The 11584-nt window shown below is 74.6% G+C and carries 8 protein-coding genes; 4 read left to right on the forward strand and 4 right to left on the reverse strand.

Going from position 1 to position 11584, the window contains the following annotated elements:
• Positions 1–25 precede the first annotated feature (25 nt).
• The 4 genes from rbfA to AC0ZLC_RS31875 all read left to right on the forward strand — a co-directional run bounded on the left by rbfA (position 26) and on the right by AC0ZLC_RS31875 (position 7210).
• Positions 26–478, forward strand: a complete 453-nt coding sequence (gene rbfA / locus AC0ZLC_RS31860) for a 30S ribosome-binding factor RbfA (RefSeq protein ID WP_476755412.1) — start codon at positions 26–28, stop codon at positions 476–478.
• The gene (truB, locus tag AC0ZLC_RS31865) at positions 475–1380 is read left to right on the forward strand and encodes a tRNA pseudouridine(55) synthase TruB (protein WP_476755413.1); all 906 of its coding nucleotides are present in this window, start codon (positions 475–477) and stop codon (positions 1378–1380) included. The genes rbfA and truB overlap by 4 nt, the downstream gene beginning before the upstream one ends.
• Before the next feature lie 266 nt (positions 1381–1646).
• Entirely contained in the window at positions 1647–6131 is a 4485-nt protein-coding gene (locus AC0ZLC_RS31870) for a hypothetical protein (protein ID WP_476755414.1), read from the forward strand.
• 125 nt (positions 6132–6256) lie between these two features.
• On the forward strand, positions 6257–7210 hold the full coding sequence (locus AC0ZLC_RS31875) for a bifunctional riboflavin kinase/FAD synthetase (protein WP_476755415.1): 954 nt from the start codon (positions 6257–6259) through the stop codon (positions 7208–7210).
• Between the two features lie 68 nt (positions 7211–7278).
• Here the strand turns inward: AC0ZLC_RS31875 and AC0ZLC_RS31880 are convergent, their stop codons facing one another.
• From AC0ZLC_RS31880 to AC0ZLC_RS31895, 4 genes are read right to left on the reverse strand one after another with little or no spacing between them, the layout of a single operon-like run.
• Complete coding sequence (locus tag AC0ZLC_RS31880; RefSeq protein WP_476755416.1) at positions 7279–8298, reverse strand: oligopeptide/dipeptide ABC transporter ATP-binding protein; 1020 nt, start codon at positions 8296–8298, stop codon at positions 7279–7281.
• A complete protein-coding gene (locus tag AC0ZLC_RS31885; RefSeq protein ID WP_476755417.1) occupies positions 8295–9518 on the reverse strand; it encodes an ABC transporter ATP-binding protein in 1224 nt (407 codons plus the stop codon). The genes AC0ZLC_RS31880 and AC0ZLC_RS31885 overlap by 4 nt, the downstream gene beginning before the upstream one ends.
• Positions 9515–10465: an ABC transporter permease gene (locus AC0ZLC_RS31890; protein WP_476755418.1), complete on the reverse strand. Its 951-nt coding sequence runs from the start codon at positions 10463–10465 to the stop codon at positions 9515–9517. Before AC0ZLC_RS31890 ends, AC0ZLC_RS31885 begins: the two co-directional genes overlap by 4 nt.
• Complete coding sequence (locus AC0ZLC_RS31895; RefSeq protein WP_476755419.1) at positions 10462–11529, reverse strand: ABC transporter permease; 1068 nt, start codon at positions 11527–11529, stop codon at positions 10462–10464. Before AC0ZLC_RS31895 ends, AC0ZLC_RS31890 begins: the two co-directional genes overlap by 4 nt.
• Positions 11530–11584 lie beyond the last annotated feature (55 nt).

Below are 11584 nucleotides of genomic sequence, written 5' to 3' on the forward strand. Positions count from 1 at the left end.
GCAAGGCGAAGAAGGAGACGGACCAGTGGCCGACAACGCGCGGGCTAAGAAGCTGGCGGACCTCATCCGAGAGGTGGTGGCCCAGAAGCTGCAGCGCGGGATCAAGGACCCGCGGCTCGGTTCGCATGTGACCATCACGGACACCCGGGTCACCGGGGACCTCCGGGAGGCGACCGTCTTCTACACGGTGTACGGGGACGACGAGGAGCGGGCGGCGGCGGCCGCGGGCCTGGAGAGCGCCAAGGGCGTGCTCCGTTCCGCGGTGGGTGCGGCGGCCGGTGTGAAGTTCACGCCCTCCCTCACCTTCGTGGCGGACGCCCTGCCCGACACCGCCAAGACCATCGAGGACCTCCTCGACAAGGCGCGGGCCTCCGACGCGAAGGTCCGCGAGGTCTCGGCGGGCGCCGCCTTCGCGGGCGACGCCGACCCGTACAAGAAGCCGGGCGAGGACGACGACGAGGACGACGCCGCCGAATGACGGAGAAGCACAGGACGCCCGACGGGCTTGTCGTCGTAGACAAGCCGTCGGGCTTCACTTCGCACGACGTGGTCGCAAAGATGCGCGGGATCGCCAGAACGCGCCGCGTCGGCCACGCCGGCACTCTCGACCCCATGGCGACGGGCGTGCTCGTCCTCGGCGTCGAGAAGGCGACCAAGCTGCTCGGGCACCTCGCGCTCACCGAGAAGGAATACCTCGGCACGATCCGGCTCGGCCAGAACACGCTGACGGACGACGCCGAGGGCGACATCATCTCCTCAACCGACGCCTCCGGCATCAGGCGCGACGCCATCGACGCCGGGATCGCCGCGCTGAGCGGCGACATCATGCAGGTGCCGTCCAAGGTCAGCGCCATCAAGATCGACGGGGTGCGCTCGTACAAGCGGGCGCGTGAGGGCGAGGACTTCGAGATCCCGGCCCGGCCGGTGACCATCTCGTCGTTCGCGGTGTACGACGTCCGGGACGCGGTCGCGCAGGACGGCACGCCCGTGCTCGACCTGATCGTGTCCGTGGTGTGCTCCTCGGGCACCTACATCCGGGCGCTCGCCCGCGACCTCGGGGCGGACCTCGGGGTGGGGGGCCACCTGACCGCTCTGCGCCGTACCCGCGTCGGCCCGTACAAGCTGGACACGGCGAGGACTCTGGACCAGCTCCAGCAGGAGCTGACCGTGATGCCCATCGCCGATGCCGCCGCCGCCGCGTTCCCCCGCTGGGACGTGGACGACCGGCGGGCCCGGCTGCTCCTCAACGGCGTGCGCCTCGACATGCCCGAGGAGTACGCGGGAGCGGGCGCCGTGGCCGTCTACGACCCGACGGGGCGCTTCCTCGCGCTGGTGGAGGCACAGAAGGGCAAGGCGAAGAGCCTGGCGGTGTTCGGCTGAGCACGCGCCGGGCGGTCCCGTCCGGCCGGCTCATCCGGTGTCCGTGGAGCGACGGTCATGGGTGTCGTTCTTGATCGCCGCTCCACGGTCCCCCCTCGGTTCCCCCATCCAAGGGTGTATCCATCCGCGCCCGTCCGTTCACCCCTTCGGACGGGCGCTCGGAGTGAACCGAGGGTGTGCGAGGGGGCGCGTTCGCCACGCGATCTGTCCCGCTGATCAACCCCTGTCTACCGTCGGAGCCAGGCGCACGGCGGGGAGGTTCGACCATGGCGGGACGTGGCCCTCGGACCGGGGGCCGGCGGACACCGGACGTCGCCCCGGTGGCGGTGGCGGCCCCGGACGCGGCCCTGGTGCAGGTCAGCGATCTGGCGGGCCGCCCGCGCGGCACGGGCTTCGCCGCCGACCACCACGGCACCGTCGTCACCAGCCACGAGGCGGTGGACGGCCTGGCCCGGCTGGTCCTGCGCACGTCCGACGGCCGCGTCCGCGTGGTGGGCGCCGACTCCGTGACCGCCCTGCCCGAGGCGGACCTGGCTCTCGTACGCACCGACGACCTCGGCCTCTGCCCCCTGCCCGTCACCATGCGGGACGGGGTCGAGACCGGCGCGTACGTCCGGATCGCCGCGGGCGGCTGGCGGGAGGCGCGCGTGCTCGGCGCGACGGCCGCGACGTACCCGGCGACCGGCCGTCTCCACCGGCTCGACTCCGCCCTGGAGCTGGCGATCGGCACGGCGGGCACGGACGCGCTCCGGCCCGGCGGCGGAGCGGCCGGGGGACCCGTGCTCGACGCGGCGACCGGCGCGGTCGTCGCGGTCCTCGGCACCGCTCTGCACACCGGGCACCGGACGGCGGGCCTGGCGGTGCCCCTGCGCCGGTCCCCCGTGCCGCCCGTTCTCGCGGACCTGCTGGCGCGCAACGCGTCGACGGTGCCCGCGTACGGGGCCGATCTGAATCCGGCGGGGGTGCTGGAGCTGACGGCCACGTCGCTGGGGTCGGACGGGCCGGGGACCGTGTTCGGTGCCGGTGCCGGTGCCGGTGCCGGTGCCGGTGCCGGTGTGGGTGCGGGTGCCGGTGCCGCCTTCTCCAGGGGCGGGGCCGCTGGGCGTTCCGGTGCCGACGGGCGGGCTCGTACGGGCTCCTGGGCCGCCTGCCCGCCCGCGGACCCGGGGGTGGCGGCGGGCGCGGGCGAGGAACGGCGGACGGGCTTCGGCACCGGGAGTTTCGCCGGGGCGCCGGAGACCGCTGAACGGCCCGACGTCATCAGGGAGTTCGCGGCGTTCACGACCGGCGGGCCGGTGGTGCTCGCACTGGTCGGCCGGCCGGGCAGCGGCCGTACGACGGAACTGGCGGCGCTCGCCGCACGAAGGGCCCAGGGCCCGGAACCGGCGCCCACGCTGTGGCTGCGCGGCGCGGACCTGCGCGCCACGGACACCTCGGTGGCCGACGCGGCGGCGCGGGCGCTGGAGCGGGCGGGGCGGATCGTGGCGGCCTCGCGGTCCGGGGCGCCGGGGTCCCCCGGCGCCGGTACAGACGGCGACGCAGCAGGTGTGCTGCCGCCCGCCGGCCACGCGGGCGAGCTGGGCGACATCGGCCCCGGCCGCCTGGCCCGGCTCGCGCGGACCGCCGGCCGTCCGCTGCTGCTGCTTCTCGACAGCCCCGAGGAGATGCCGCCCGAACGGGCCCACCGGCTCGCCGAGTGGGCGGCGGGGACGGCCGCGTGGCTGCGGGACAGCGGTGCGCGGCTGGTCGTCGCGTGCCGGGAGGAGTACTGGGAACAGGCGGGGGAGCAGTTCCCGCGGGAGCTGCTGCACGGGGCGGGCGGGCGTGCCGGCGGCTGTGAACCGCCGCCGGGGCGGGACGGGAGGCTGCCGGTCGGCGGGGGTGCGGATCGGGCGTCCGGCGCGGAGGACGCGGGCGCCGCGGGCGCGGGCCCCGTGGGTGACGGGGTGGGTCCGGTCGGGGGTGGTGGTGCTGGGGTGCGCCTGGGTGAGGGGCGTGAGGGGTGTGAGTGCGATGGGCGGGAAGGGCGGGGGTGCGGGGAGCGCGAGGGCGGGAGGCGGGGGTGCGGGGCGCCCCAAATCGAGGGTCCGGGGTGCGGGGAGCACGAGGACGGGGGTCCGGGGTGCGGGAGGCGTGAAGGGCGGGAAGGGCGTGGGCCGGGGTTCGGGGGGTGTGAGGACGGGGGGCCCGTGCCGTTCGACGGTGATCGTCTGCCGCCCTGTGTGCGGCTCGGCGACCTGGGCGAGGAGGCGGCCCGGCGGGCCCGCGCACGCCACGGGATCCCCGACGGCGTCCTCCGGGACACCGACGCCCGCCACCCCCTGACCCTGCGGCTGCTGGCGGAGGTGCGTGCGGCCCTGCCCGCCGGGGCCGGCGAGACGCCGCAGGGTCCCGTCGGCCGGGACGAGGTCTTCGCCGCCCACCTGGACCTGATGTGCCTGCGCGTCGCGATCCGGCTCGCGGCGGCGAACGGGCTGCGGGGCACCGCCGTACGGCGGCTCGCGGCGCGGGTCTCCGGGCAGCTGCACGAGGCCGCACGGCGCTGTCTCGGCCCCGGACAGGGGGAGTTGGACCGCGCGGCCTTCGAGTCCGTCTTCCCATGGGGCGCGGCCCCCGCGAGCCGGCTAGGCGCCGCCACGGGATGGGCCTCAGCCGTCCTCGCCGAGAGCCTCGTCGTGCCGGCGGGCACCGGTTACCGCTTCGCCCACGAGGAACTCGCCGACTGGATCCAGGGCATGCATCTCGACCTGGACGCGGCCCTGCACGCGCTCGTCCACCGGGCCCGGGAGAACCCGTCCGCGGCGGGCGACGACCGGCTTCCGTCCCGTCCCGCGGAGCCCGTCCCGCCCGGCCGTTCCCGGGCCGGAGGGGAGGCCGCCGCGGACGTGTACCGCCGTACGCCTCCCGTGCCGCGGCACCGTATCGGCCCGGTCGTCGAGGCGTTCCTCCTGCTGGCCGGGCAGCACGGCGGCGCCGAACCCGCTGCAGCTCGCCTCGAGGACCTGGTCGACGCCGTGGACGCCCTGCTGCCGGCGGCGCCCGAGCCGCCCGGCGACGCCGTCTGGTGGGCCGCCCGTCTCCTCCGCGACGTCCTGGTGCGCGTACCCGACGCGACCCCGTACACCGGGGTGCTGCGGCAGCTCGCCGAGCGGATCGTCATGTGGCGGGCGCAGGGGCGGCGGGTGCCGGGGGAGTTCGGGCCGTGGTTCTGGGAGGCGGTGCGGCTGACGGCGTCGGAACGGTTCGAGCTGTTGCGGCGACTGGTCGTCGCGGACGACGCACCGCACCCGGCGGCCCCGGGCAGGCCAACCCCCGCCCGGCAGCCCTGGCGGAATCACGGTGAGGCCGCGGACCCTTCCGCCGACGCCTGCGCGATCGGTTCCGACGCGCGCCGGCGGGATCATGGAGGGAACACGGGCGCTCGCGCGGACGCTTCCGGCGCGTGCCCGAGCGATCACGACGAGGCCGCGGACGCTCCCGCGGGTGGCCCCGGCACGCGTGTGGAACGTCCTGTTCCGGAAGGCTCCCGCCCGTCGGCGCCCCGCTATCTGGACGCCGTCGCCCGGCTCCTCGCCGCCGACCCCGCCGCCGTAGCGCCGCACCTGACCCGCTGGTTCGACGACGAGCGTCCGCTGCCCGCGACGCCGGACGCCACCGTGGCGACCGCGGCCCAGGCCCTGCTGTACGCCCACCGCAGGCGGGCACTCGACGACCTCACGGAGGCCCTCGCCGGGTGTGCGCACCCGCGCGGGGACGAACTGCTCGCCGCCCTCGCGGAGGAGGAACCGTCGGCCATGTGCCGGGCGGTCGACCGCTGGGCCCACGACGAGCGGCCCGCCCGGCACGCCGCCGCGATGACGTACGGGCTGCGCACCGGGCCGCACGTCCGCACCGAGACCGACCGTGACCTGCTGCGCCACGCGGCGTTCGCCCTGCTGGCCCGCCCCGCCGACGGCGCCGCCCACGGTGCGGCGCTCGCCCTCCTCGTCCACGACCCACAGACCCGGGACCGGTATCTGCCCGCGACGCTGGAGCACTTCGCCGCCGGTGACCCGCGGCTTCCCGCGAGCGCCCTCGTCCCCGCTCTCACCACGGATCCGGAGCCGGTGCTCGACGCCTTCCGGACGCGGCTGCGGCAACCCGCCCCCGACACGGGTGACGTGCTGCGCACCCTCGCCGACGCCACCACGCCCGCGCTCGCCCACCGCGTCGCCGCTCTCGTACGGGAGGCCGTCGAGCTGTGCCCCGGGGCCGCCCGGCACGTGGCTGCCTGCGTGGAACGCCGTCTGGAACACGGCTGCGACGCACGTGCCGTGCTCCTGCCCCTCGTCACGGGGCTGCTGGACGGCGGCCCGCCCGCGGTACGGGCCCGGCTCGCGTCCGTCCTCGCAACCCCGGGCGACCCGCGCTCGCGGGCGCTCCGGCACGAACTGCTGGAACTGCTGCTCGCCGGTGAGCGGGACCTCGGCGTCCTCGACGCCCTGCTGCGTGCCGCGGCGGCCGGTGCGGCACGCGGCGACGGACGACACGCCCGTGAGCTGGTGCGCCGTACGGGTCTCCTGCTGGTCCGCACCCCGGACGGGGCCACCCTCTTAGACTGCGGCCTGGTCGACCTGGCCAGGGAAGTGCCGGGCTTCGCGGCCCTGGCCGCGGGCTGGCTCACCGACGCTCCGCAGGACTGGTCCGCGGTGGTGGGACCCAGCGCCCAGCGCCTGATCGAGAAACTCGCGGAGGTACGGGTCCCCGTCTGAGTCCGGCGCGGAGGTGCGCCCCGTCACAGCGCCCATGCCGATGCGAGCCGAACCACCTCGGCATGGCACCCTTAGTCCTGCGTATGAGGCAACCACGGACACAGGTTCGACAAGGAGCGGTCACAGTGCAGCGCTGGCGTGGCTTGGAGGACATCCCCGAGGACTGGGGGCGCAGCGTCGTCACCATCGGTTCCTACGACGGGGTGCACCGCGGGCACCAGCTGATCATCCGGCATGCCGTGGACCGCGCCCGCGAGCTGGGCGTTCCCTCCGTCGTCGTCACCTTCGACCCGCACCCCAGCGAGGTCGTGCGCCCCGGAAGCCATCCGCCGCTGCTCGCGCCGCACCACCGGCGGGCCGAGCTGATGGCCGAGCTGGGTGTGGACGCCCTGCTCATCCTTCCCTTCACCACCGAGTTCTCGAAGCTGTCGCCCGCCGACTTCGTCGCCAAGGTCCTCGTCGACAGGCTGCGCGCGAAGGCCGTCGTGGAGGGGCCCAACTTCCGCTTCGGTCACCGGGCCGCGGGCAACGTCGACTTCCTGCGTGAGCAGGGGCGGACGTACGACTTCGAGGTCGAGGTCGTCGACCTGTACGTGACCGGTGAGGCCGGTGCCGGGGAGCCCTTCTCCTCGACCCTCACCCGCAGGCTGGTCGCCGAGGGCGACATCCAGGGCGCGCGCGAGATCCTCGGCCGCCCGCACCGCGTCGAGGGCGTCGTCGTGCGCGGTGCCCAGCGGGGCCGTGAGCTGGGCTTCCCCACCGCCAACGTCGAGACGCTCCCGCACACCGCGATCCCCGCCGACGGCGTCTACGCAGGCTGGCTGCACGCCCAGGGCGAGGCGATGCCGGCCGCCATCTCCGTCGGCACGAACCCGCAGTTCGACGGCACCGAGCGGACCGTCGAGGCGTACGCCATCGACAGGGTCGGCCTGGACCTGTACGGCCTGCACGTCGCCGTCGACTTCCTCGCCTTCGTCCGCGGCCAGGCCAGGTTCGACTCCATCGACGAGCTGCTGGTGGCCATCGCGGACGACGTCAAGCGGTCGCTGGAGCTGATCGAGGCGTACGAGGGCGAGTAGTCGGCGTTCGTCGACGGAGAGGGGGCCGGTGCACTGCACCGGCCCCCTCTCCGTCGGCAGCGGACGTCCTACGCGGTGACGCGGGTCCTGGCCCAGTGGCAGGCGACCTGCGCCTCGCCGCCTCCGCCGAGCACTTCCAGGTCCTGGCCGCGGCACGCGTCCGCGACCCCGGCCCGTTCGGCCTCCCCGCTCGCCAGGATCTGGCAGCGGACGTGGAAGCGGCAGCCGGACGGGATGCGGGAGGGGTCCGGCGGCTCGCCGGTCAGCACGACCGGCTCGCCCGGCGCCTCCGGCAGCACCGACAACAGTGCCTGCGTGTACGGATGCTGAGGTGCCGTCAGTACCTGCTCGACCTCGCCCGTCTCCACGATGCGGCCGAGATACATCACGGCGACCCGGTCGGCGATGTTCCAGGCCAGGCCGAGGTCATGGGTCACCACCAGGGCGGAGAGGCCCAGTTCGGTGCGCAGCCTCAGGAGCAGGGACAGGATCTCGCCGCGTACCGAGGCGTCCAGGGAGGCCACCGGCTCGTCGGCGACGAGGAGTTCGGGTTCCAGGACCAGTGCGCCCGCGATCACCACGCGCTGGCGCTGGCCGCCGGAGAGCTCGTGCGGGTAGCGGAGGAAGAAGCGCTCGGGGGGCCGGAGCCCGGCCCGGGAGAGCGCCTCCGCCACGGCCGCACGTTCGTCGCCGCCGTAGCGGTGGATGCGCAGTCCCTCGGCCACCGCGTCGTACACGGTGTGCCGCGGGTTGAGCGAACCGCTCGGATCCTGGAGGACCAGCTGGACGCGCTTGCGGTACGCCTTCAGGGCGCGCGAGGTGTAGTCGAGCGGCTTGCCGTCGAAGGTGACCCGGCCGCCGGTCGGCGGGACGAGGCCGAGCAGGGACCGGGCCAGTGTGGTCTTGCCGCAGCCCGACTCGCCGACCAGGGCCACGACCTCGCCGGGCCGGATGTCCAGGTCGACGCCGTCGACGGCGCGGGCCCGCTCGGCCCCGTGCCGTCCGGGGAAGGAGACGCGCAGCCCCTCGGCACTCAACAGCGGTTGCGTGGCGGGGTGTTCAGGACCGGTGCCGGGGGAGGTGGTCACGCGGTACTCCTCGCGTCGTCGTCCGTGGTGCCTTGGCGGGCGGTTGTCGCGCCGGGGGCGGGAGGTGCGGTGCCCGGGTGGGCGCTGGGAGTGCCGGGGGCGGGGGGTGAGGTGTCCGGCACGGCCGTGGGGGTGCCGGGTCCTGGGTGTGCGGCGGCGGGCCGGTGGTCGGTCGTGCCGTCAGGGTCGGCCGGTACGGCGCCCGGGTGGGCGGCCGGGGTGCCGGGACCGGGGGTGGTGCGGGCGGGGGCCGGGGCGTCCTGTCCGGGTGTGGTGCCGACGTGCACGCAGGCCGCCCGGCGCCGCGGGCCCGCCGTACGCAGCGACTGGTCCTGCGTGGCGCAGCCGTCCAGTGCCACCGCGCACCGGGGATGGAACGTGCAGCCGGCCGGCAGGTCGGCCGGGTCCGGCGGGTCGCCCGGCAGGCCGCGCGGCGCGAACCGGGACGCGGCGTCACCGATCCGCGGGAACGCCGCCGACAGGGCCTTGCCGTACGGGTGCCGCGCGTCCTCGTACACCTGCCGGGCGGGGCCCTCCTCGACCACGCGGCCCGCGTACATGACCGCCAGCCGGTCGCACGTGTCGGCCAGCACCGCGAGGTCGTGGCTGATCATGACGAGGCCCAGGTCCTGGTCCGCGACCAGCTGTTCGATCAGGCGCAGGATCTGCGCCTGGATCATCACGTCGAGCGCGGTGGTCGGTTCGTCGGCGACGACCAGCCGCGGGTCGCAGGCCAGCGCCATGGCGATCATGACGCGCTGGCGCTGTCCGCCGGACAGCTCGTGGGGGTACGCCTCCGCGCGGGCGGCGGGGAGTCCGACCTGTTCCAGCAGCTCGCCGGTCTTCTTCCTCGCGCCCGCGGGGGTGGCCTTGCGGTGCAGCAGGACCGGCTCGGCGATCTGGTCGCCGATGCGGTGCACGGCGTTCAGCGAGTGCATCGCGCCCTGGAAGACGATCGAGGCGCCCGCCCAGCGGACCGCCCGCACCCGGCCCCACTTCATCGTCAGGACGTCCTCGCCGTCCAGCAGGATCCGTCCGCTCGTGCGCGTGCCCGCGGGCAGCAGCCGCAGCAGCGCGAGGGCCAGCGTGGACTTGCCGCAGCCGGACTCGCCGGCGATGCCGAGCTTCTGCCCCGCCTCCAGGGAGAGGCTCACCCCGCGCACGGCGGCTGCCCCGCCGGCGTAGGTCACTTCGAGGTCGCGGACGTCGAGCAGGCTCAACGGGACACCCCCAGCCTGGGGTTGAGGACGGACTCCACGGCGCGTCCGCACAGTGTGAAGGCGAGCGCCACGACGGCGATCGCCACGCCCGGCGGTACGAGGTACCACCAGTCGCCGGAGCTGACCGCGCCCGCCTCACGCGCGTCCTGGAGCAGCCCGCCCCAGGACACGACCGTCGGATCGCCGAGGCCGAGGAAGGCGAGCGTCGCCTCGGCGAGGATCGCCGAGGAGATGATGAGGGTCGTCTGCGCCAGCACCAGCGGCATCACGTTGGGCAGTACATGGCGGGACATCACGTGCCAGTGGCCGCCGCCGAGCGCCTTGGCGCGTTCGATGTACGGCCGCGACTCCACGGCAAGCGTCTGGGCGCGCACCAGCCGGGCCGTCGTAGGCCAGGTGGTGACGCCGATCGCCAGGATGATGGTGCCGAGGGAGCGGGACAGGACGGTCGCGAGGGCGATCGCGAGGACGAGCGTCGGCATCACCAGGAACCAGTCCGTGATCCGCATGATCACTGTCGCGTACCAGCCGCGGAAGTGCCCGGCGGTGATGCCGATGAGCGCGCCGATCGCGACGGACAGGACGGCGGCGAGCAGTCCCACGAGCAGCGAGACGCGGGACCCCCACACCACCAGGCCCAGCAGGTTACGGCCGAACTGGTCCGTGCCCAGCGGGAAACGGGCGCTCGGGCTCTCCATGGGGCCGCCCGGCGCGTCCGTCACGTTCTGCACGCCCGCGCCCACGGTCAGCGGCGCGGTCAGGGCGACCAGCGCGAACAGCGCGAGCGCGGCGAGACCGACGACACCGGCCCGGTGGCTGCGGTACTGCCGCCAGAAGCGCGCGGCGGAACGTCGGCGGCGCTGCCGGGCGAGGGCGCGCGGTCCTGCCGGTGACACGCGGGGAACTGCGTCGGGCGTCAGCGGCCCGTCCGACTCGGTCGTGGTCATCGGCCCACCCGGGGGTCCAGAAGCGGATAGATCAGGTCGGCCAGCGTGTTCATCACGATCACCGCCGCCGCGAAGATGAAGAACAGCCCCTGCACCAGCGGCAGATCGGGCACGCTCAGCGCCTGGTAGAACAGGCCGCCGAGCCCCGGCCAGGAGAACACGGTCTCCACGAGGATGACGCCCGCGACCGTACGGCCGAGATTGACGAAGATCAGCGTGACCGTCGGCAGCAGCGCGTTGGGCACCGCGTGACGGCGGCGGACCTGGTCGTCCCGCAGGCCCTTGGCGCGTGCGGTGGTGAGGTAGTCGCTGCCCATCTCGTCCAGCAGCGCGGAACGGGTGACGAGCAGGGTCTGCCCGTACTCGACGGCGACGAGCGTGACCACCGGCAGGACCAGGTGGTGGGCGACGTCGAGGACGTACGCGAAGCCCTGCTCGCCGCCCGACTCCATGCCGCCGGTCGGGAAGAGTCCGGGGACCGGCCCGATGCCCACCGAGAAGACGATGATGAGCAGCAGCCCGAGCCAGAACGAGGGGATCGAGTAGAGGGTCAGTGCCAGACCGGTGTTGAGCCGGTCGCCGAGCCCGCCGTTGCGCCACGCGGAGCGCGTGCCGAGGAAGATGCCGAGCACGGTGTACAGGACGAACGCCGTGCCGGTCAGCAGCAGTGTGTTCGGCAGCGCCTCGGTGACCTTGTCCATGACGGGCGCCCGGAACTGGTACGACGTTCCGAGGTCACCGGTCAGCGCCTTGCCGCAGTAGTCCGTGAACTGCTGCCACATCGGCAGATCGAGCCCGAACTCGCGCCGGTAGGAGGCAAGTTGCTCAGCCGATACCTGACGGCCGCCCGTCATGTACTTCACCGGGTCGCCCGGGATCAGCCGGAAGAGGAAGAAACTGGTGACGAGAACGGCGAGCAGCGAGACGGCCGCGCCGCCCAACTTGCCCGCCACATAACGCAGATACGCGGTGGTGGTGCGCGCCCTCGGGCCGCGGGCCGACGGCCCGGCCGTAGCCGGACCGCCGGTCCCCTCGACCAGCGCCGGTGTTGCCTCAGCGGTCATCAGTGGCTCTTACTACTCGCTGTTCGCGGTCTTCTCGTCGATCACGGCCCGCTCC

The sequence above is a fragment of the Streptomyces sp. GLSS-08 genome (assembly GCF_056387915.1).

What these genes read in the sequence shown, in the direction of transcription:
- truB (WP_476755413.1), top strand. Translation starts at nt 475, where the DNA reads ATGACGGAGAAGCACAGGACGCCCGACGGGCTTGTCGTCGTAGACAAG.
- AC0ZLC_RS31895 (WP_476755419.1), bottom strand. Translation starts at nt 11,529, where the DNA reads ATGACCGCTGAGGCAACACCGGCGCTGGTCGAGGGGACCGGCGGTCCG.
- AC0ZLC_RS31890 (WP_476755418.1), bottom strand. Translation starts at nt 10,465, where the DNA reads ATGACCACGACCGAGTCGGACGGGCCGCTGACGCCCGACGCAGTTCCC.
- AC0ZLC_RS31870 (WP_476755414.1), top strand. Translation starts at nt 1,647, where the DNA reads ATGGCGGGACGTGGCCCTCGGACCGGGGGCCGGCGGACACCGGACGTC.